The organism is Saccharothrix coeruleofusca (assembly GCF_014648515.1).
GTDB classification, from domain to species: Bacteria; Actinomycetota; Actinomycetes; order Mycobacteriales; family Pseudonocardiaceae; genus Actinosynnema; species Actinosynnema coeruleofuscum.
In genome coordinates, this window is record NZ_BMRG01000024.1 from 23,528 (window position 1) to 45,586 (window position 22,059).

At 73.6% G+C, this 22,059-nt stretch carries 13 protein-coding genes and 1 pseudogene; 9 read left to right on the forward strand and 5 right to left on the reverse strand.

Features of this window, described 5'->3' with window-relative positions; translation table 11 throughout:
- Positions 1-39: 39 nt before the first annotated feature.
- Positions 40-867, forward strand: coding sequence for a MerR family transcriptional regulator (locus IEZ00_RS33085; RefSeq protein WP_189227318.1), 828 nt, complete (start codon positions 40-42; stop codon positions 865-867).
- Here the strand turns inward: IEZ00_RS33085 and recD2 are convergent.
- Entirely contained in the window at positions 864-3,047 is a 2,184-nt protein-coding gene (gene recD2, locus IEZ00_RS33090; protein WP_229796345.1) for an SF1B family DNA helicase RecD2, read from the reverse strand. The genes IEZ00_RS33085 and recD2 overlap by 4 nt on opposite strands.
- Positions 3,048-3,623: 576 nt before the next feature.
- On the opposite strand from recD2, the gene IEZ00_RS33095 reads away from it, so the two are divergent.
- Entirely contained in the window at positions 3,624-4,763 is a 1,140-nt protein-coding gene (locus IEZ00_RS33095; protein ID WP_189227319.1) for a mechanosensitive ion channel family protein, read from the forward strand.
- 41 nt (positions 4,764-4,804) lie between these two features.
- A complete protein-coding gene (locus tag IEZ00_RS33100; protein ID WP_189227320.1) occupies positions 4,805-5,215 on the forward strand; it encodes a flagellar basal body L-ring protein FlgH in 411 nt (136 codons plus the stop codon).
- Between the two features lie 57 nt (positions 5,216-5,272).
- Here the strand turns inward: IEZ00_RS33100 and IEZ00_RS33105 are convergent, their stop codons facing one another.
- Positions 5,273-8,521 (reverse strand): S8 family serine peptidase, encoded by a 3,249-nt coding sequence (locus IEZ00_RS33105; RefSeq protein ID WP_189227321.1) that lies wholly within the window; start codon positions 8,519-8,521, stop codon positions 5,273-5,275.
- Between the two features lie 257 nt (positions 8,522-8,778).
- Here IEZ00_RS33105 and IEZ00_RS33110 point away from each other — a divergent pair, with 257 nt between their 5' ends.
- Together IEZ00_RS33110 and IEZ00_RS33115 are read left to right on the forward strand one after the other, a co-directional pair.
- Positions 8,779-9,609: a hypothetical protein gene (locus IEZ00_RS33110; protein ID WP_189227322.1), complete on the forward strand. Its 831-nt coding sequence runs from the start codon at positions 8,779-8,781 to the stop codon at positions 9,607-9,609.
- A gap of 252 nt (positions 9,610-9,861) precedes the next feature.
- Positions 9,862-11,514 (forward strand): FAD-binding dehydrogenase, encoded by a 1,653-nt coding sequence (locus IEZ00_RS33115; RefSeq protein WP_189227323.1) that lies wholly within the window; start codon positions 9,862-9,864, stop codon positions 11,512-11,514.
- A gap of 269 nt (positions 11,515-11,783) precedes the next feature.
- Here the strand turns inward: IEZ00_RS33115 and IEZ00_RS33120 are convergent, their stop codons facing one another.
- Positions 11,784-14,510, reverse strand: coding sequence for an AfsR/SARP family transcriptional regulator (locus IEZ00_RS33120; RefSeq protein ID WP_229796346.1), 2,727 nt, complete (start codon positions 14,508-14,510; stop codon positions 11,784-11,786).
- A 237-nt stretch (positions 14,511-14,747) separates the two neighbouring features.
- Here IEZ00_RS33120 and IEZ00_RS33125 point away from each other — a divergent pair, with 237 nt between their 5' ends.
- The 4 genes from IEZ00_RS33125 to IEZ00_RS33140 all read left to right on the forward strand — a co-directional run bounded on the left by IEZ00_RS33125 (position 14,748) and on the right by IEZ00_RS33140 (position 20,219).
- A complete protein-coding gene (locus tag IEZ00_RS33125; RefSeq protein ID WP_189227325.1) occupies positions 14,748-15,200 on the forward strand; it encodes a hypothetical protein in 453 nt (150 codons plus the stop codon).
- 14 nt (positions 15,201-15,214) lie between these two features.
- On the forward strand, positions 15,215-16,945 hold the full coding sequence (locus IEZ00_RS37905) for a WXG100 family type VII secretion target (protein ID WP_189227326.1): 1,731 nt from the start codon (positions 15,215-15,217) through the stop codon (positions 16,943-16,945).
- Positions 16,942-17,709: an ESX secretion-associated protein EspG gene (locus tag IEZ00_RS33135; RefSeq protein WP_189227327.1), complete on the forward strand. Its 768-nt coding sequence runs from the start codon at positions 16,942-16,944 to the stop codon at positions 17,707-17,709. Before IEZ00_RS37905 ends, IEZ00_RS33135 begins: the two co-directional genes overlap by 4 nt.
- 359 nt (positions 17,710-18,068) lie before the next feature.
- Complete coding sequence (locus tag IEZ00_RS33140) at positions 18,069-20,219, forward strand: putative bifunctional diguanylate cyclase/phosphodiesterase (RefSeq protein WP_189227328.1); 2,151 nt, start codon at positions 18,069-18,071, stop codon at positions 20,217-20,219.
- Between the two features lie 121 nt (positions 20,220-20,340).
- Here IEZ00_RS33140 and IEZ00_RS33145 read toward each other — a convergent pair whose 3' ends face one another.
- Positions 20,341-21,573: an SAM-dependent methyltransferase gene (locus tag IEZ00_RS33145; RefSeq protein ID WP_189227329.1), complete on the reverse strand. Its 1,233-nt coding sequence runs from the start codon at positions 21,571-21,573 to the stop codon at positions 20,341-20,343.
- Positions 21,574-21,586: 13 nt separating this feature from the next.
- Positions 21,587-22,059: pseudogene (locus tag IEZ00_RS37515) on the reverse strand (FAD-binding protein); the annotation flags it as partial.

Sequence of the window (22,059 nt, forward strand, 5' to 3'; positions counted from 1 at the left end):
CTTGACCCTGCCCCTGGGGCGCGCCCCAAGCTCTCCGGCGTGGAGGATGTGCGGGTGGCGGAGCTGCTGGGGACCGGCGAGTTCGCGCGCCGGTCCCGGCTGTCGCTGAAGGCGCTGCGGCTCTACGACCGCCTCGGCCTGCTGGTCCCGGCGCGGGTGGACCCCGGCAACGGGTACCGCCGGTACCGGGCCGACCAGCTGCCGGTGGCCAGGCTGGTGGCGCGGCTGCGGATGCTGGACATGCCGCTGGCCACCGTGGCGCGGATCGTGTCCGCCCCGCCCGACGAGCGCGCCGCCCTGCTCGCGGCGTACTGGGACGGCGTCGAGCAGCGGGTGGCCGCCCAGCGGACCCTGGCCGCGCACCTCCGCGTGGTGTTGTCCGGAGGGAAGGGGCTGTTGGAGATGTACGAGATCGCGCAACGATCGGTCGGCCGCCAGGTGGTGCTCACCGAGCAGCGGCACGTCACGCCCGAGCAGTTGCCGGAGTGGATCGCCGAGGCGACGGACCGGCTGGAGAAGGCGGCACGGGCGCACGGGGGCGTGGCGGGCGCGTCGTTCGTGGTCTACCACGGCGACGTCAACGAGGACAGCGACGGCCCGGCCGAGGTGTGCGTGCCGATCGAGGCGGACGAGGCGCCCGCCGACGCGGCCGCGCGGGTCGAGCCGGAGCACCGCGAGGCGTACGTGCGGCTGACCAAGGCGCAGGTGCGGTACCCGCAGATCCTGTCCGCCTACGACGCCGTGGCGGAGTGGATCAAGGCCAACGGGCACGAGATCGCCGCCGCGCCGCGCGAGGTGTACTTCGCGGGCTGGGGCGAGAACGGACCCGACGACGCGGTGTGCGACGTGGCGTTCCCCGTGCGCTAGATCGCGCAGGCGAGCCGGTGGTCCAGCGCCGTGTGGCGCCGCCCGGCGCCCACGGTGCGGACCGCCTGCCCGATCGCCTTGCGCGAGCCCACCAGCACGACGAGCTTCTTGGCGCGGGTGACCGCGGTGTAGAGGAGGTTGCGCTGCAACATCATCCACGCGCTCGTCGTGATTGGGATGACCACGCATGGGTACTCACTGCCCTGTGAGCGGTGAATCGTCATGGCGTAAGCGTGGGTCAGCTCGTCCAGCTCCCCGAACTCGTAGTCCACGTCCTCGTCCTCGTCAGTCCGGACCGTCAACTTCTGCTCCACCACGTCGAGAGCGGTGACCACGCCGAGGGTGCCGTTGAAAACCCCGTTGGCGCCCTTGTCGTAGTTGTTCCGGATCTGGGTCACCTTGTCCCCCACCCGGAACACGCGCCCACCGAACCGGCGTTCCGGCACGTCCTTTGTGGACGGTGTGAGAGCCTCCTGCAGCACCGCGTTCAGCGCTCCCGCGCCCGCGGGACCGCGGTGCATGGGGGTGAGCACCTGCACGTCGCGCCGCGGGTTCAGGCCGAACTTGCGCGGGATGCGCTCGGCCACCACGTCCACGGTGAGCGCCGCCGCCTCCTCGGCCTCCTCCACGGGGAACAGGAAGAAGTCCGGCAGCCCCCGCACCACCGGGTAGTCGCCGGAGTTGATCCGGTGCGCGTTGGTCACCACACCGGACTCCTGCGCCTGCCGGAAGATGCGGGTCAGCCGCACGTGCGGCACCGGGCTGCCCGGCGCCAGCACGTCGCGCAGCACCTCGCCCGCGCCCACCGACGGCAGCTGGTCCACGTCGCCGACCAGCAGCAGGTGCGCGCCCGGCGCGACGGCCTTGACCAGCTTGTTGGCCAGCAGCAGGTCCAGCATGGACGCCTCGTCCACCACGACCAGGTCCGCGTCCAGCGGCCGGTCCCGGTCGTAGGCCGCGTCACCGCCGGGCCGCAGCTCCAGCAGCCGGTGCACGGTGCGCGCCTCGTGCCCGGTCAGCTCGGTCAGCCGCTTGGCCGCGCGCCCGGTCGGCGCGGCCAGCACCACCTTGGCCCGCTTGGCCAGGGCCAGCCGGACGATCGAGCGGACCGTGAAGCTCTTGCCGCACCCCGGCCCGCCGGTCAGCACCGCCACCTTGCGGGACAGCGCCAACCGCACCGCCTCGCGCTGCTCGTCCGCCAGCTCCGCGCCCAACCACGCGAAGGCCCGGTCCCAGTCCACGTCCTGGAACGCGGGCATCCGCTCGGCGTCGGTGCCCAGCAGCGACCGGAGCTGGTTGGCCAGCGAGATCTCCGCCCGGTGGAAGGGCACCAGGTAGATCGCGGGCTCGCCGTCGGGCAGCAGCTCGCGCACCACCCCCTCCTCGGCGACCAGCTCGGCCAGGCACTCGATCACCAGCCCCGCGTCCACCTGGAGGATCTTGATCGCCGCGCCGATCAGCTCGTTCTCCGGCAGGAAGCAGTTGCCGTCGCCGGTGGCCTCGGACAGCGTGAACTGCAGCCCCGCCTTGACCCGCTGCGGGCTGTCGTGCGGGATGCCCACCGCCTTGGCGATCACGTCGGCGGTGCGGAACCCGATGCCCCACACGTCGGTGGCCAGCCGGTAGGGCTCCTCGCGCACCACGTCGATCGACTTGTCCTGGTACTGCTTGTAGATCCGCACCGCGAGCGAGGTGGACACGCCGACGCCCTGGAGGAAGACCATGACCTCCTTGATCGCCTTCTGCTCCTCCCAAGCGGCGGCGATCATCTTCGTGCGCTTGGGCCCCAGCTTGGGCACCTCGATCAGCCGTTCCGGCTGCTGCTCGATCACGTCCAGCGCGGCCACCCCGAAGTGCGAGACGATCCGGTCGGCCAGCACCGGCCCGATTCCCTTGATCAGCCCCGAGCCCAGGTAGCGGCGGATGCCCTGGACCGTGGCGGGCAGCACGGTCGTGTAGTCGTCCACGTGGAACTGCTTGCCGTACTGCGGGTGCGACCCCCACCGCCCGCGCATCCGGATCGACTCGCCCGGCTGCGCGCCCAGCAGCGCCCCCACCACGGTGACCAGGTCACCGCCGCGCCCGGTGTCCACCCTGGCGACGGTGTAGCCGGTCTCCTCGTTGGCGTACGTGATGCGCTCCAGCACCGCTTCCAGCACCGCACCGCCACCAGCAGTCACCCCGCCACCCTAACCACGCCCCCCGACACCCACCCCTCCCCCCGCGAGTCGCCCCCGCACCCCCAGCCCCCGCCCACGCCCTCACCACGCCCGCCCCCGGTGTCACCCACCTACGGGCGTGTTGGGCGTGTCGCCCCCGCGAGTCGAACGCTCAGACACCCCGAATTCAACATTCGCGCACCCCGACCCGCGCTTCCGCACCCCGACTCACACTCTCGCGGCCTCGACCCGCGCTTGTCGCGCCCCAGCCCGCGCCCGCTTCCGTGCCTCGGGTGGTAGTTACCGGCCCTCCCGACCCCGCCGGGTGGTACTTGCCGACGCACCAGGGGGGCGCGCGGAGCGCGCGCAGCGGGACGGCGCGACCCGCCGTCCTTGGCGACCTGCCGCGCGGCGAGCGCACGCCCTTGACCCGCTCCGAACGTAGAACTCGGGGGTCCTGAGCGTTCGACTCGCGGTACCTGAGCGTTCGACTCGCGGGGAGGGGGCGCACGGTGACGGAAGTCGCACGAAGGGCTGAGTTCGTCCGTTCGCGGGTACGCAACACCAGTCTGTACCCGCAAAAAGGAGGTGCCACACGTGCCCGCCCCCGTCACGGCGATCCTCACGTTCGCCGGATCGGTGCTGATCGCACTGCTCGTCGTCGCCTCGGTGCACCGGGTGGTCGCCCGCATCGGGCACCGGTCCGCCCTGTTCGCGGGCATCGCCCAGCACCTGCACCGGCCCGCGCTGGTGGTGGCCGTGCTGGTGGCCGTCCAGTTCTCGCTGGGGGTGGTCGCGCACGGCGACTGGCGACCGGTCGCGCTGCACGTGGTCGGGATAGCGCTGATCCTGGCCGGGGCCTGGCTGCTGGCGGCGCTGCTGGTGGTCATCGAGGACGCGACGCTGGCCCGCATCCGGGTCGACGTCTCCGACAACCGGCACGCCCGGCGCGTGCACACCCAGATCACCCTGGTCCGCCGGGTCACCGTGGTGGTGGTCGGCGTGCTGGCCGCCTCCGCCGTGCTGATGACCTTCCCCAGCGCCCGCGCGGCGGGCACGTCGCTGCTGGCCTCGGCCGGTGTCATCGGCGCCATCGCGGCGCTGGCCGCGCAGTCCCTGCTGGGCAACGTCTTCGCGGGCGTGCAGATCGCGTTCAGCGACGCGCTGCGGCTGGACGACGTGGTGATCGTGGAGAAGGAGTGGGGGCGCATCGAGGACATCACGCTGACCTACGTCGTGGTGCACCTGTGGGACGACCGGCGGCTGATCCTGCCCACCTCCTACTTCCTGCGCACCCCGTTCCAGAACTGGACCCGCACCCAGTCCGCGCTGCTGGGCACGGTGGAGCTGGACGTGGACTGGACCGTGCCGGTGGAGGACATGCGCCAGGAGCTGCGGCGGGTGCTGGAGGGCAGCGACCTGTGGGACGGCCGGGTCTCGGTGCTGCAGGTGACCGAGGCGGTCAACGCCTTCGTGCGGGTCCGCGCGCTGGTCTCGGCCAGCGACGCGGGGCACCTGTGGGACCTGCGGTGCCTGGTGCGCGAGCACTTGGTGAACTGGCTGCGGCAGCACCACCCGGCCGCGTTGCCGCAGGTGCGGCTGCGGGAGCTGCCGCGCACGGCGGGCCGGACGACCAACGGGGCGGTCAGCTCCGGCGACAACCGGGTCTTCGGCGACAGCCCGGACGGCGAGGAGCGGGTGCAGGCGTTCAGCGGCCCCGACCAGCAGCGCGGGTGAGCCCGTGCAACCCGCACGCGCGGACCGTCCGTCCTGGGGACGTGCGGAAGCTGCTGGTGGTGGGGTGCCTGGTGCTCGCGGGCTGCGGCGCGCGGGCGGAACACGCGGGTGAGGCGCCGGTCGCCGTCCCGCCCGCGTGGAGCGGGACGGCCACGTCGAAGGTGGAGGTGCCGGTGCCGCAGCTGAGCCCGGAGGGCAAGGAAGCGCTCACGCGGGCGCGACGCGACGGGGCGGACTCGGTGGTGCTGCTGCTGTCCACCGCGCCGGGCGCGACCGAGCGGGTCGCCGCGCGACTGCGCGACCTGGGCGCTTCGGTCGAGGCGTCGGACGCGACCGTCGGCTACGTGCGGGCGTCCGTGCCGCTGGAGGCCGTCCAGCGCGCCACCACCGTCGACGGGGTGAGCCGGGTGGACGTGGACGAACCCGTCGACCGGGTCGAGCCGACCCCCTAGAACGGCGACGGGGCCACCTCCGCGAAGGAGGTGGCCCCGCTCATGCCCAACCGGTCGTCACACGACGTTCTCGACGATCACGACGCCACGACCGACCACGACGTTCTCCGCGGTCTGCACGGTCAGCTCGCCGCGCAGCACGCGGCCCGCGCCCGCCTGGCCGTTGGCGGTCACCGTGCCGGGCACCGTCCAGGACGCGCCCGGCGTGCGCTCGGCGTTGGTGTCGGTCACCGACACCGCGCCCAGGCTCGGCGCGACGTAGACGTCGACGTAGTCGTACTCCGTGGTGCCCGCGGGCACCTCGAAGCCCTCGACCTGCACCCTCCACGCGCCCGGTGCCGGGTTGGCCACCGAGGTCGACTCCTCGGAGTCGCCGTCGGCCTGCTGGGCCGCCAGCACGCAGGTGCCGGTGGTGCAGTTGAACAGCGCCAGGTCCAGGTCCGCGCCGACGTCGGCGGGCTTGCCGATGGTGGCGCTGAGCGAGGTCGCCCCCGCCGGGACCACCACGTCGAACGTCTGCGACGCCCCGTCGGCGACGCTGGGCCGGGCGGTGCGGGCGCTGCCCAGCGGGCCGCCGACCAGGCGGCCGTTGAACGACGCCAGCGCGTTGCTGACGGTGTAGCCGCGCTCGACGGGGGTGCCCGCGGTGGCCGACGCGATCACGTCGGGGTTCGGGCTGATCGCGGTGCCCAGCACCGAGGCGGTCACCGAGTACGGCGCCGAGTCGGCGTCGGAGGTTCGCCGGGCGTCGACCACGATCTCCCACAGGCCCGGCAGCGGGTTGGTCACCGTGCGGCTGGTGGGCGTGCCGCCCGCGCAGCCCGCGCCCGCGTCGGGGTTGTAGCAGCTGGTGGAGCCGGTGGTGTCGAACGGCGTGCCGTACGGGTCGAAGCGCAGGAACCGCACCTGGCCCTTGCCCTTCTCCGCGCCGCCCGCGACCATGTCGACCTTCAGCGCGCTGGTGCCCGCGGGCACGTTCACGAAGAAGCTCTGCGACTGGTTGCGCGCGATGCTGCCGGTCTTGGTGGCGGTGAACTTGCCCGCGGCGGTGAACTCGGCACCGGCGAAGACGGTGTTGAGGGTGAACAGGTCCACGCCCGGCGTGGCGGGGTTGTCCAGCTTCAGCACCGCCGAGTGCGCGCCCGCGGTCCTGGGCCGCACCTTGACGTCGAACTTCACCGGCGTGTTCAGCGGCAGGCTGACCAGCGACTTGGCCGAGAAGGTGCCGTCGTTGCCGTCCCAGTCGACCAGGAACTGCTGGTTGCGGTTCGGGCCGGTGGTGCGGGTGAGGGTGTAGGTGCGGGTGTACTCGCGGCCGACGGTCACGCCCTCGCGGTCGTGGATGCCCACGCCGGTGTCGGGGGTGGCCAGCAGGTTCGACAGCGCGGTGCGCACCGGCACCGAGGCGGTCACCGACTGCGGCTGCGGGCCGCGGTCCAGCAGCGACCACGCGCGCTTGACGTCGAACAGGCCCGCGCCCTGCTCGTAGGCGCCCAGGGTGGACACCCAGTCCGCGCCGGACTGGATGGCGTTGCGCAGCGCGGCGGCGTTGGGCCGCTCACCGCCGTGCTTGGCCTTGTAGGCGCTGACCAGCAGCGCGGCCGCGCCGGTCGCCTGCGGGGCGGCCATCGAGGTGCCGTTGAGCATGGCGTAGCCCGCGGGCAGCTCGTAGGTGCCCGGCACCGGGCCGGGGGTCTGCCACTGCGGCACGGTCGAGATCGCCGAGCCGGGCGCGACGATGTTCGGCTTGAACCCGCCGTCCTCGCGCGGGCCGCGCGAGGAGAAGCCGTGCAGGCTCTCCGCCTGCTTGGTGACCGAGCCGTAGTTGGCCAGCCAGGTCTCCTTGGTGATGTAGGAGCCGACGCTGACCGCGTCGGTGGCCACCGAGGGGTCGCCGACGGTGTTCGCGCCCGCGCCGCTGTTGCCCGCCGAGATGAACAGCTGCACGTTGTACTCGGCGATGGTGCGGTTGTAGAGCTCCGCGCGGGCGTTGTTGCCGTCGTTGAGCGCGGGCAGGCCGCCGATGGAGATGTTGACCACGTCGGCGCCGTTGCGGGCGGCGTAGAGCACGCCGTCGATCAGGCCGCTGGAGGTGCACGACGGGGTGGACAGGCAGACCTTGACCGCCATCAGCTTCGCGCCGGGGGCCGCGCCCGCCATCTTGCCGCCGAACAGCTTGTGCGCCGCGGTGATGCCCGCGACGTGGGTGCCGTGCGCGCTGCCCGCGATGCCGATGTTGACGTACGGGGTGCCGCCGTTGTCGTAGACGGACTTGTCCGTCTGCACCACGAAGGCCACGGTGTCCAGCACCGGCGTGGCCGGGTTGTCCACGCCGAAGTGGCCGACGTCCTTCTTGTACTTGTAGTCCAGCATCGCGGCCTGGTCGGTGAAGTCGCCGTCCAGGTCCGCGTCCACCCGGACCTGCTTGGTGGAGATGTCCTGGAGCACGCCGAAGGTGTCCGCGCGGTCGCCGTCGCGGTTGATGTCGCCGCCGGTCTCGCTGTTGGCCAGGCCCAGGTCGCCCCCGCTCTCGCGGAAGGTGCCGAAGCTGTAGGGGCCGCCGGTGGCGGGCGCCTTGTAGGTGACGCCGCCGACGGTGAACGAGCCGGTGTGGCGGCCGGACATGGCCACCCAGGTGCCGTCGCCGGAGTTGGTGGCGTTGGCGTTGTACCAGTCGACGACCTTGCGCTCACCGGTGGTGGTGGTCGCCAGCGCCGGGTGGTCCAGGTCGACCCCGCTGTCCAGGATGGCGATGGTGGTGCCGCGGCCGTCCCACTTGGCGTGCTCGTCGGTGAACTGCGCCGCGTTGGTGTCCTGGGTCGGCATGTAGGGGTTCTTCTTGGGCGTCCTGGCGTCGGGCGCCTTCTGCGGCAGCGGGGTGACCGCGCCGTCCGGGCGCGGGTCGTCCAGCGCCACCAGGCCGTCGACGTCCACGGCGTTGACCGAGGCCAGCTTCGCGGCCTTCTCGGCCTTGTCGCGCGGCACGGAGACCTTCAGGTACTCGACGTCGCGCTCGGTGGACTCGACCACGCCGCCCAGCGCCTTGAGGTCGTCGGCGGCGGCGTCGAGCCTGCCCTCCTCGGCCGCGACCAGCAGGGTGACGTTGGGCCTGCCCGCCTGCTCGGCCTCGGCCAGGCGGGCGAGGTCCTGCTTGTCGAGCTGCTTGTCAGCGGGGGCGGGGGAGCCCTGGGGGGCCTCCTGCGCGGCGGCCGGAGCGGCGGCGAAGCCGAACCCCGAGGTGCCCAGCACGGCGGCCAGCACGGCCGCACTGGTCCGGTGTCTCCACCGGTTTCCCGAGTTGATCACGGCGCAAAACCCTTCGTGGGGAAAGATTGGCGCAAGCACATCTCCCCGCACCGGCTCCGACAATCGTGCGAACAGCCCAAGGAAGAAATCCACATTGGACCGAAAGGGCTATTGCGCGAGCACGCCGGAAATGCCGCGGAATCGCCGGAGGGCCGCGACAGGTCAAGTCAAGAGACGACCAGCCGGTATGTCAACCTCTGTCAACGGTGAACCGCGTGATCGCGGCCGCACCGGCTAACGAATCGCCCGCGCACCCGATGTCGAGCACACTGGTCGGCATTGTGGAGCCCGCGCCGATCGACCGGATAGCCGACGAGCTGTACGCCCTGCCGCCGGTCCGCTTCACCGCGACCAGGGACGCCCGCGCCCGCGAGGCCGCCGCGCTGGGCGACCGCGCGCTGGCCGAGCGGGTGGCCGCGCTGCGCAAGCCGACGCGGGCCGCGTGGGCGCTGAACCTGCTCGCCCGCGAGGCCGCCGACGACCTGGCCGAGGCCGCCGAACTGGGCGGGCTGCTGCGCGCCGCCCAGGAGGAGCTGCGCGGCGGCGCGCTGCGGGAGCTGGGCGAGCGCAGGCGGGTCGTGCTGGGCGAGCTGGTGCGTCGGGCGGAGGAGCTGGCCGTCGCCGCCGGGCACCCGCTGGGCCCGGACGCGGTGCAGCAGGTGCGCACCACCCTGACCTCGGCGCTGGTGGACGCGGTGCTGGCGGCGCGGATCAGGGCCGGGCGGCTGGTGCGGCCGGTGGAGCGGTCCGGGTTCGGGCCGGAGCCCACCGGCGGCGCGCCCGTGCGCGACGACCTGGCGCCGCGCCGCGAGCAGCGGCGGGAGCGGTCGCTCATGCGGGCGCGGGAGGACGTGGTCGCGGCCCAGGACGGGCTCCGGCACGCGGAGTCGGCCGTCACCGAGGCCGAGGGCGTGCTGGCCGAGCGCCAGGAGCGCGCCGCCGAGCTGCGCGCGGAGCTGCGCCGGGCGCAGCGGGACGAGCACGAGGCGGCGACGCGGGCGGAGCGCGCCCGACGCCGCGCGGAGATGGCGCGGAACAAGCTGGAACGCGCCCGCGAACGGCTGTCCGAGCTGCGGGGTGATGCCTGACACGCCGGGAACACCCATCCGACACCACCCGTTCTACTAGTGGTCGGCGAGCGGACGCCGCGCCCGACGTCAGGCCCGCCGGGTTCTCTTCCCCCCAGGAACCCGAGCGGCACCTCTCCCCGAGACGTTGCCGGTGCGCCCGCACACGCCCGACCGCCGTCGGCCGAACGGAACCTCCCCCCATCCGGACGGCCGACGGCCCCATTACATGAAATCTTTTCAGATTCGACCTCGCCGCTCTAGACTCGCCCGATGGCACAGGACGCAGATGTCATCGTCGTCGGCGCGGGTCTCGCAGGGCTGGTCGCCACCTCCGAACTGGTGGCCGCCGGCCGCAAGGTGATCCTGGTCGACCAGGAGCCCGAAGCCTCGCTCGGCGGCCAGGCGTTCTGGTCCTTCGGCGGGTTGTTCCTGGTCAACAGCCCCGAGCAGCGGCGGCTGCGGGTCAAGGACTCCGCCGAGCTGGCACTGCAGGACTGGCTGGGCTCGGCCGCGTTCGACCGCGACGTCGACGCCTGGCCGCGCAAGTGGGCCGAGGCCTACGTCGACTTCGCCTCCGGTGAGAAGCGCGCCTGGCTGCACGCGCTGGGCGTGCGGTGGTTCCCGCTGGTCCAGTGGGCCGAGCGCGGCGGGTACCTGGCCTCCGGGCACGGCAACTCGGTGCCCCGCTTCCACGTCACCTGGGGCACCGGGCCGGGGCTGGTCGAGCCGTTCGAGCGGCGGGTGCGCGAGGGCGTCGAGCGCGGCCTGGTCACCCTGCGGTTCCGGCACCGCGTGACGTCCCTGCTCACCACCGGCGGCGTCGTCGACGGCGTGGCGGGCGACGTGCTGGCCGCCGACCCGGCCGAGCGCGGAGCGCCCAGCTCCCGCACCGCCGAGGGCGCGTTCGAGCTGCGAGCCCAAGCCGTGGTGGTCACCTCCGGCGGCATCGGCGGCAACCACGAGATGGTCCGCCGCAACTGGCCCGCGCGCCTGGGCACACCGCCCGCGCGGATGCTCTCCGGCGTGCCCGACCACGTGGACGGCAAGATGCTCCAGGTGGTCTCCTCGGCGGGCGGGGAGATCATCAACGAGGACCGGATGTGGCACTACCCGGAGGGCATCGCCAACTACGCGCCCATCTGGAGCGCGCACGGCATCCGCATCCTGCCCGGCCCGTCGTCGCTGTGGCTGGACGCCACCGGCGCCCGGCTGCCCATCCCGCTGTTCCCCGGCTTCGACGCGCTGGGCGCGCTGGAGCACATCGTCAAGACCGGGTACTCGCACTCCTGGTTCCTGCTCAACCAGCGCATCATCGGCAAGGAGTTCGCGCTCTCCGGCTCGGAGCAGAACCCCGACCTCACCGGCAAGGACGTCCGCCAGGTGCTCCGCCGCGCGCTGCCCGGCGCGGTGGCCCCGGTCGAGGCGTTCGCCCGCAAGTCCCCGGAGTTCATCTTCGGCTCGTCCGTGGCCGAGGTCGTCGCCGGGATGAACGCCCTGGTCGGCGAGGACCTGGTGGACCCGGTGGCGCTGGAGCGCCTGGTGGTCGAGCGGGACCGCCAGGTGCTGTCCGGGTTGGGCAAGGACATGCAGGTCAACGCCATGCGCGAGGCGCGGCACTTCCTGACCGACAAGCTGATGCGGGTGGTCGAGCCGCACCCGCTGCTGGACCCCAAGGCCGGTCCGCTGATCGCCGTGCGCCTGTCCGTGCTGACCCGCAAGACCCTCGGCGGCCTGCACACCGACCTGTCGTCGCGGGTGCTGCGCGCGGACGGCACCCCCCTGCCCGGCGTCTACGCGGCGGGCGAGGCGGCCGGTTTCGGCGGCGGTGGCGTCCACGGCTACCGGGCCTTGGAGGGCACCTTCCTCGGCGGCTGCCTGTTCTCCGGCCGCGTAGCCGGCCGCGCCGTCGCCGCAGCCCTCTAACCCCCCGCGAGTCGAACGCTCAGAACCCCCGAATTCAACGCTCAGGACGCACGCGCCCGCCCCCGGCGTCACCCGGTCGCGGGCGTGTCGGGCGTGCCGCCCCCGCGAGTCGGCCTCGGGTAGTACTTGCCGACGCACCAGAGGGGCGCGCGCGAAGCGCGCGCAGCGGGGCCCGGCGAGCGCCGCTTTGCTGGATAACCCAACCCGAACGACGAACTCGCGGTACCCGAGCGTTCGACTCGCGGTACCCGAGCGTTCGACTCGCGGGGTCAGCGGGGGGCGGGGTGGAGGGGGTTGGGGTGGAGGGGGGTGGGGTCGAGGCGGCGGGCCAGGTCGTCGGCGTCGGCCAGGCGCAGGTCCCGGTACAGCCGCAGCGCCGACACCCAGTGCGGCAGCGCGGCCTCCGCGCTCTCCTGCTGCTCCAGCACGTCGCCGATGGCCCGGTGGCACAGCGCCTCCTGGTACCGGTCACCCAGCCGCTCGGCCAGGGCCAGCCCGGCCCGGTAGGACTCCAGCGCCTCGTCCAGCCGCCCCAGCCGCTGGTTGGCCGCGCCCACCGTGTGCAGCGTCGCGGTGTGCGCCTTCGTCGGCGCCACCGAGCCGAACAGGCCCAGCGCCTCGGTCGCGTGCCGCAGCGCCTCCTCCGGCCGGTCCTTGGCCAGCAGCACGTTGGCCAGGTTGTTCAGCCCGCTGGCCTGCGACCGGGTGTCGCCGACCTCGCGGGCCAGCTCCAGCGCCTCGGTGATGCGCTCCTGCGCCTCGTCGAGCCTGCCGTCGGCCATCAGGCAGTAGCCGAGGTTGGCCAGCGCGGCCAGCTCCAGGTGCCGGTCGCCGCTCGCCAGCCGGGCCGCGTCGGTGCACGCCCGCACCGCCTCCTCGATGCGGCCCATGTCGGCCAGCGTGGAGCCCAGCCGCAGCAGGAACGTGGCCTCGGCGTGGGCGTCGCCCAGCTCGCGCGCGGCGGACAGGCCGATGCGGCACAGCGCCAGCCGGTCGAGCCGGTTGCCGCGGCGGAAGTGGAACGCGTCCAGGCACAGCGCCAGCTGCCAGGTGCGCTGGTGCTGCCCGCCACCCTGCGCGATGTCCAGCGCCAGCCCCAGGTTGGCCTCCTCCAGGGTGAACCACTCCAGCGCGGCGGCGTGCGAGGACAGCTCCGGCGAGCTGGCGGGCCGGTGGGCGGGCGGGGCGAACGGGCGGACGTGGTCGGACAGGTGGGCCCGCGCCGCGTCGGCCACGTGCAGGTAGTAGTCCAGCAGCCTGCTGGTCGCCTCGGCGTTGTCCGCCTCGGAGTCGGTGGCCGCCAGCTGGTGGGTGAAAAGGCGAACCAGGTCGTGCCGGGAGTACCGGTCCGGCATGGACTCGTGCAGCAGGTTCGCGTAGGCGAGGGTGCGCAGGTGCGTGCGGGCTGTCACCACGTTGATGTCCATCAGCGCCGCGGCGGTGTAGCTGTCCAGGTCCGTGCCGGGGTGCAGGCCCAGCCTGCGCAACAGCCGCGCGGCGGCCTCGGGCAGCTCGCGGTAGCTCACCGCCAGCGCCGCGTGCACGCCGCGACCGGCCTCCAGCGACAGGCCCGACAGCCTGCCCTGCTCGTCGCGCAGCTCGTCCACCAGCGACTGCACGGTCCACCGGGGCCGTGACGCCAGGCGGGCGCCCGCGATGCGCAGCGCCAGCGGCAGCCGGTCGCACAGCTCCACCAGTTCGGCGACCGCTTCCGGCTCCTGCTCGATGCGCTGCCTGCCCAGCGCCGCGGCCAGCAGGTCCTCCGCGTTCTGCTCGGGCAGCGTCTGCACCTGCAGCGACGTCGCGCCCTCGGTGACCACCAGGTCGTCGAGCAGGTGCCTGCTGGTGACCAGCACCAGGCAGCGCGACGAGCCGGGCAGCAGGGGGCGCACCTGCTCGGCCGAGCGCGCGTTGTCCAGCACCACCAGCACCCGCCGCCCGGCCAGCAGCGAGCGGTACTGCGCCGCCTGGTCCTCCAGGTCCGCCGCGATCTGGGAGTCCGACAGCCCCAGCGCGCGCAGGAAGCCCACCAGCGCCGCGCGGGGGTCCAGCGGCTCGGTCTCGTCGAACCCGCGCAGGTTGACGAACAGCTGCCCGTCCGGGAAGTCGCCCGCGGCCCGGTGCGCCCAGCGCAGCGCCAGCGCCGTCTTGCCCACCCCGGCGGGCCCGACCAGCAGCCCGATCGCCGAGTCCTGGCCGGTCAGCGCCTCTTCGAGGGCGCACAGCTCCGCGTCCCGGCCGACGAAGCCGCGGTGCTCGCGGGGCAGCTGCGCGGGCACCGCGGTGGGCCGCTCCACCGGGGCGGGCGGGGACGGCGGCGGGGACGGCGGCGGCGCGTCGCCCGCCAGCACCGCCTGGTACGCCTCGCGCAGCTCGGGGCCGGGGTCCACGCCCAGCTCCTCGGCCAGCTGCTCGCGGGTGCGGTGGAACAGCTCCAGCGCCTCGGCCTGCCGCCCGGTCCGGTGCAGCGCCAGCACCAGCCGGGCCACCAGCGGCTCGCGCAGCGGGTGCCCGTCCACCGCCTCCCGCAGCCCGCTCACCGCCTCGCCCGCCCGGTCGAGCCGGAACAGCCTGCTGGCCAGGTCCTGCACGGCCACCAGCCGCAGTTCCTCCAGCCGCGCGGACACCGCCTCGCGCAGCTGGTCGGCGGGCACGTCGGCGAGCACCGGGCCGCGCCACAGCCGCAGCGCCGAGGTCAGCTGGGCCGCCGCGGCCTCGTCGTCGGCCTCGCGGGCGGCGGCGATGAGGTCTTCGAAGCGGAACACGTCGACCGCGTCGCGGTCGCCGGTGAGCACGTAGCCGGGTGCGCGGGTGACCAGGGAGACGCCGTCGTCGAGCACCTTGCGCAGCTGCGCGATGTGGCCCTGCAGGGCGGCCTTGGCCTGCGGGGGCGGCGCCCCGTCCCACACCAGGGCCAGCAGGCGGTCGCCGGAGACGACCCGGTTCAGCTCAAGGGCGAGCGCGGCCAACACCGTGCGGCGCTTCGCCGCGCCCACGCGAACAGCTTCCCCACCGGCCGAAACGAGCTCAACGGGGCCCAGCAGGTTGACCCGCATCAGAAGACCTTCCGGCGTTGTGAGCGTGTAGTCAGCGCGTAGTCAGCGTGTAGTCGCAGAGTTTCCCACAGCCGTTCGGGCTTTCGTCCCGGCCGCATTGGCGGCGCGTTGGCCGGGCGTTGGCGCGGCCGGGAAGGGTTGGTTCCGTCCACCATGCTGCCTCCGCGAGGGAAGCCGATGTACATCGCCGATGCAGGCAACGAGAACGAGGTCTCAGGCCAGCGCGTCCCCGCCACCGCCGCGAGCGTCACGGCCACCAAGGCCGCGCTGGGCGCGCAGGTCCAGGCGCTGCAGGAGACGGTGAACTCCGGCCGGGTCTCCCTCGACCCGGTGGTCGGCGAGCAGCTGCGCCGGATGCTGCTGGAGCAGATCGACCAGGTCGACTCCTGGCTGGAGCGCGCGGGCAGGCTGGCCCGCCCGGCTCCGCTGGGCGCCAACCCCGTCGGCGACCGGATGGCCCACAAGTTCGAGACCCGCGCCGACGGCGACCCGCTGTCGTTCGTGTCGGTGATGACCGCGTACCGCGAGGTGCTGCAGCAGACGCACGACTCCGTGCAGAGCGCGATCCGGAACTTCCAGCTGGTCGACGAGGAGCACGGCTCCGAGCTGACCAGGCTGAGCGGCAACTGAGAGGCGAGAGGGTCATGGCGGAGGAACTGGACCTGGTCCTGACGGACGCGCAGAACTGGGCGTCCCGCTCGCACCGCGAGCTGTACGAGGCGGTGCACAACAACAACGATCCCGGTCAGACCGGTGAGATCGGCTCGGAGTGGGGGCAGTTCGGCACCGAGCTGACCGAGTCCGCGCGGGTGATCAACGAGCGGGTCGCGTCGAGCGAGTCCGGCTGGACCGGTGACGCCGCGGACAGCGCGCGGGCCGCGATCAGGCTGCTGTCGGACTGGGTCACCAAGACCGCCGAGACCGCCGTGGTGGTCGGCACCAGGGTGCAGGCGCAGAGCCAGATCATGCAGAACGCGCGGGCCAGCATGCCCGAGCCGGTCGAGTTCAGCTGGGACCAGGCCACCGGGGTGTTCACCGCGGGCGGCATCTCGGGCCTGCTGTCCTCCGCCGCGGACGTGGAGGCGGCCAACAGCCACGCCCGCGCGCTGCACGAGCACGCCGTCACCGTGATGACGACGATGGAGAACGAGTCGCGCGGGGTCGACCAGACCACGCCGAAGTTCACCGCGCCGTTCAACCCGGTGACCGGCCGCACCGAAGAGCCGCAGCCGATGATGATGCGCACGCTGAGCGCGCCCACCCTGGGTGACGCGCAGGCCGTGTCGATGCCCAGCGGCACCACCTCGGCCTCGGCGGCCACCGCGTACGCGCCGACCCCGCAGAGCACGGGCACCCCGATGAGCGGCGCCGCGCAGCCCGCTGCCGCGGCCTACACCCCGCCGTCGGGCGCGGGCGCGTTCACCAGCAGCGCCCCGGCGGCGCAGCTGAGCCCGATGACCCCGGTCACGCCCGCCTACCGGCCGGAGGGCACCACGGCGGCGGCCGCGGCGGCCTCGGTGCCGGTGGCGAACCCGTACACCCCGTCCAGCTACACCCCGCCCAGCGGCGGCTACACCCCGCCCAGCAGCTACACCCCGCCGTCGAGCGGCTACACCAACCCGGCGGGCGGCGGCTACGTGCCGCCGTCGACGACGCCGAGCTACCAGCAGCCGACCCGGTCCACGAACCCCAACACCTACACCCCGCCGACCGGCGGCTACGTGCCGCCCGCGAACCGGCCCGTCACCAACACCCCGACGCAGTACACGCCGCCGCAGAACAAGCAGGGCGGTGGCTACGTGCCGCCGAACCCTCAGGGCGGCTACAACCCGAACATCAAGCCGCCGGTGCCGGGCAGCTACCAGGGGCCCAACGTCCCCGGCAGCTACCAGGGCCCCGGCGGGCCCGGTGTCCCCGGCGGCGGCGCGGGCGGTCCCGGCGGCGCCAACGCGGCGCGCTTCGGCGGCGGCGCGGGCGGCTTCGGCGGCGGCGCCGGTGGCTTCGGCGGCGGTGCCGGTGGCTTCGGCGGCGGCGCGGGCGGCTTCGGCGGCGGTGCCGGTGGTTTCGGCGGCGGCGGCGCGGGCGGCACGGGCGGCCAGCTGGCCGCAGGCGGCTCGACGGGCGCGGTGGCGCCCAACCGCGGCCCGATGCCCACCGGCGGTTTCGGCCCCACCGGCCCGGCGGGTCCGACCGGCATGCCGATGGGCGCGGGCGCCCCGATGGCGGGCGCGCACGGCGGGCAGGGCGGCGAGGACAAGGAGCGCCGCTCCGCCGCGTACATCCGCGGCGAGGACATCTTCGAGGTGCCCGGCGAGAACCTGCCCCCGTCGGTGATCGGCGGCGCGAAGCCCAAGAAGAAGGGCGAGCAGTCGTGATCGAGCCCCAGTACCTGCTCACCCCGGTCCAGCTGGACGTGCTGTGGCACCACCTGGGGCTGGGCAGGCTGCCCTACCCGCTGGACGTGCCCAGCGTGGGCGAGACCGGCGAGGAGCGGGCCCGGCTGCGCGCCGAGGTGCTGGCCGAGCTTGGCGAGCCGGACGAGCGGCTGGTCGAGCTGCTGCGACTGCTGGCCGACCACCGGGTGGCGGTGGACGCGGTGGCGCACATCGAGCGCCCGGTGCGGGCGCTGGCCGCCGCGGGCGGCGACCGCGCGGTGCTGGCGATCATCGACAGCGGCAAGGTCGGCCTGGTGGAGATCCGGCCGACCGCGCTGGCCCGCGAGATCGTCGAGGTGCTGCCGGAGGGCACGGCCGGTCCGGGCAACGCGCTGTCGCTGCGGCTGAAGTCGCTCAGCGCCGCGGTGGCGTTCCAGCAGGAGTCCGACGAGGACGACGAGGACGACCCGTGGGGTTCCTCCTCGGACGTCGACGAGCGCACCGCGCTGCAGAAGGCCGGGCTGTCCCGCGACGACGCGGCGGCGGTCAGCGAGCTGGCCGCCAACCGGGTGGCCGGCGGCCAGTTCGGGGTCAGCGTCGGCGGCGGCTACCGCAGCACGCGGGCGGGCACGCTGATCACCTGGTTCGACACCCACCAGGGCCGGTACCTGATGGTGCGCGAGGACGGCTGGCTCAGCCTGGCTCCGACCGACAACGACCGCATCGCCACGCGCATCGCGTCGGTGCTGTCGGCGGTGGCCTGACCACGCGGACCACGCGGACCACACGGCGTTCCGCCCCCGCGGACAGCCCCGACCGGGGTTCTCCGCGGGGGCGGACCGCTGTGCGGAGGCGAATTCCACACCCCCTTGAATAGGGCTGGCAGAGGCCATTCCGGCGCAGCATCCCCGCGCCATCCCCGCGCCACCCCCCGCGTCATCCGCCGAGCGGTCCGCATCGCCCCCCGAGCGGGTGAGGCGTGCTCGGGGTCAGCCAAAAGATCGCTTGCGCGCGCACGCACCGGCCCCAGTAAGCTCATCGCGACCAGCGGACCACAGCCGGTCAATTCGAGCGACAACCACCGGAATGCGTGAGCGATCGGCCCCCGCAGAACTGAGTGAAGATGGTCGAGCAGGCAACAGCCGCACAGCAGTCGCGCGCGGAACTCGGGGCGTACGAACTCGCCCGCGAGGACTTCGCGCACCGCTGGGCCGCCGCCATCGGCTCCACCGTGCTGAGCGCGATGTCGCGCGAGGAGGTGGTGCGGCTGCTGGCGGGTTTCACCGACGAGCTGCACGCCGCGGTGGCGGGCGAGCACCCCGGCGTCGCCCAGGCGCAGGCCCTGGGCCGCGCGATGATCGAGAACGACTTCATCTCCACCGTGACGCTGGAGCGCACGCTGGCGTTCGTCGGCGAGCACCTGCTGCCCCACTTCGGCCTGCCCGCCGACCGCACGCACCGGCTGATGGCCGTGCTGGGCGGCATCGCCGCCGGGTACAGCGACGCGCTGCGCGACCGCACGCTGGAGCAGCAGGAGCTGAGCAAGAGCGCGGCCATCATGTCCATCCGCGAGGCGGAGGCGGCGCTGCGGGCCAGCGAGGCGAAGTTCCGCGCGGTGTTCCGCACCTCGGCGGTGGCCATCGCGGTGACCTCCCCGGACGGGACGCTGCTGGACTTCAACGAGGCGCTGCTGTCCCTGCTGGGCTACACCGCCGACGAGATCCGCGGGATGACCTCGCGCGACCTGGTGCACCCCGACGACCGCGGCGCCATCGACGAGATCGCGGGCACGCTGGCCACCGGCGGGCGGGACCACGTGCGAGTGGAGAAGCGGCTGGTGCGCAGCGACGGCGAGACCATGCCCGCGCTGGTGGCGATGTCGCTGGTGCGCGACGAGCTGGGCGAGCCCGCCTACCACGTCGCCATGATCGAGGACCTGGACGAGGTGCGCGCGCTGCAGACGCAGCTGCTCAAGCAGAGCCTCAACGACGCGCAGACCGGGCTGGCCAACCGGGCGCAGTTCCTGGGCTGGCTGGAGGGCGCCTCCGGCTCCCAGGGCCCGGACTCGGCGGCGCTGCTGGTGTTCAACGTCGACGGCTTCCGGGTGCTCAACGACGCCTTCGGCTACGAGGTGGGCAACCGCCTGCTGGCCTCGGTGGCCGGTCACCTGCGCGCGGTGTTCGACGGCGTCGGCGAGCTGGCCCGGATCGGCCCGGACGAGTTCGGCGTGCTGATCCGCGACCCGGCCGACCTGCGGTCGGTGATCGCGCTGGTCGAGGAGGTCGTCGAGCTGCTGGCCGAGCCGGTGTGGGTGGACGGCGCGCACGGCGTCGGGGTGAGCGTGAGCGTCGGCATCGCGGTGCGCCGGGGTCGCGGCTGGGACGCCGCGGAGCTGCTGCGCTGCGCCGACGTGGCGGTGGGCTGGGCCAAGGCCGACGGCAAGGCCCAGTGGGTGCTGCACGACCCCGAGCGCGACCAGCGCGACCGGGCCAGGTTCGCACTGGCCGCGTCCATCCCCGGCGGGCTGGAGCAGGGCGACTTCCGGGTCGACTACGCGCCGGTGCACTCGCTGGCCGACCGCTCGCTGGTGGCGGTGGAGGCCAAGCTGCGCTGGGACCACCCCGAGCACGGGCTGCTGGACCCGCACTCGCTGACCTCGGTGTGCGCCAGCAACGGGATGGCGGTGCTGCTGGGCCGGTGGGCGCTGGAGCAGGCGTGCGCCCAGGCCGGTCGCTGGCACGCCGCGCTGGGCGATGCCGCGCCCGCGCTGCAGATCGACCTGAGCACCCGGCAGTGCCAGGAGCCGGAGCTGGTCGGCAGCGTCCTGGAGGTGCTGCGGGCCAGCGGGCTGCCCGCGGCGAAGCTGCTGCTGGAGCTGAACGAGCACCTGATCCTGACGATCAACGACGAGCAGGTGGAGAACCTGGCGATCCTGCGCGAGCACGGCGTGCGGCTGCTGCTGGACCGGCAGGGCAGCGGCGCGCTGCCGCCGGAGCGGCTGCGGGAGCTGGGGCTCAACGGCGTGAAGTACCAGAGCTGGCCGGTCAGGAGCCTGGCCGCGGACGCGAACCGGCACGACGACAGCGCCGCCGTGGCGCTGTTCACCTGGGCGCGGACGCTGGGGATGCCGCTGTACGCGGCCGACGTGGACGACGAGCACAAGGCGGCCCGCCTGGCCGAGTTCGGGGTGCGGGCGGCGCAGGGCCCGCTGTTCGGCCCCGAGCTGCTGACCGCCGCCGAGGTCGACGCCCTGCTCGCCCTCCCCTCGTCCTGACGCCTGCAAGTACCACCCGCCCCCTCCCCGCGAGCGCATCGCTACTACCCGTCCCGACGAGCCCGCCTGCCGGGTAGTAGGAATGCGCTCGCGGGGGCGCCACGGGTGGTACTTGCGGACGTCAGGGCCAGGTGGGGCGCAGGGGCATGTGGGCGTCGGTGCCGTCCAGGCGGACGCCGAGCACCTGGTGCAGCTGGATGTCGTTGCGCTCGAACCCGAGCCGGGACACCGCCAGGTACAGCCGCCACACCCGCGCCCGACCCAGCCCCACCTCCTCGACCGCCTCGTCCCAGTGCTCGTCGAGGTTGCGCGACCAGGCCGCCAGGGTCAGCGCGTAGTGCTCCCGCAGGTTCTCCGCGTGCCGCACCTCGAACCCGGTGTCGTGCATCAGCGACACCACGTGGCCGGGGCCGACCAGCTCCCCGTCGGGGAACACGTACCGGTTGATGAACCCGCCGGTGCGCGCCCGCTGCCGGTTGTCCGGCCGGGTGATGCAGTGGTTGAGCAACCGCCCGCCGGGCCGCAGCTTGCGCAGCAGCGCGCGGAAGTAGGCGGGCAGCTTGGCCTTGCCGATGTGCTCGGTCAGCCCGATCGAGCTGATCGCGTCGAACCCGCTCTCGCGCACGTCCCGGTAGTCCAGGTAGCGCACCTCGGCCAGGTCCGACAGCCCGGCCTCGACGATCGCCTTCTGCGCCCACTCGGCCTGGTTGCGCGACAGCGTCACGCCCAGCGCCCGCACCCCGTAGTGCTTGGCCGCGTGCAGGACCATGCCGCCCCACCCGCAGCCGACGTCGAGCAGGCGCATCCCCTCGCGCAGCCCCAGCTTGCGCGCCACCAGGTCGTGCTTGGCGAACTGGGCCTGCTCCAGGGTGGACTCGGCGGTCGGGTACACCGCGCAGGTGTAGGCCATGGACGGTCCCAGCAGCCACTCGTAGAACGTGTTCGACACGTCGTAGTGGTGCGCGATGGCCGCGCGGTCGCGCGTCTTGGAGTGCCGCAGGCCGCGCAGCCGCCGCTCCTGCGGCGGGGGCTCCACCCGCGTGCCGAGCCGGACGCGCCCCAGTTCCGCCAGCAGCGCCGCCCGCTCCGGGAGCGGGATCGCGCGCAGCGACAGCCCGGACAGCTGCGCCACCGCCTCGTGCACGTCGCCGACGATCTCCAGGTGCCCGGTCACGTAGGCCCGCGCCAGCCCCAGCTCCCCCGGCGCGGAGGCCAGGTAGGCCAGCGCTTCCGGCGAGCGCACCTCGATCCGCGTCGCCGCGTCGCGGGGGCCGGCGTGACTGCCGTCGAACGCGCTGAACCCGACGGCCGGTCCGCCGCCCGTCACCCGCTGGAACACCTCCGCCAACCGCAAGGCCCGGCTCCCTTCACCTTCGCAGGACACACTTGGCGTACAAGTCGGGCAACCGTCCCGCCGAGTCGTACCGCCGCTTGAGCGCGCGGTAGGCCTCGCCGTTGTAGTGCGCCCAGAACTCGTCCTCCGGGTAGTAGGAGTCCGAGTACAGCGACTTGTGCCCGCCGAGGGAGGAGACCCGCTCCTCGATCATCCGGTTGCGGCTGCCCACCGGCTCACCGGGACGCAGGTCCACTGTGGACCAGAAGCCGACGTTGACGTAGAGCACGTCCGGGTCCATCGGGTACAGCGGCCAGCCCGCGCGGTCGCGCAACCGCACCGGGCACAGCCACACCGGGCTGATGCCGATCTCGCGGTGGAAGAAGTCCAGGAACTCGGCCAGCCCGCGCACCGGGATCTCCACGTCCTGGATCACCGGCTCCTGCACCGCCCTGCCCAGCCGGGCGCCGAGCCGGGCGCTGAACCGGTGCCTGCGGTCCCAGGCGA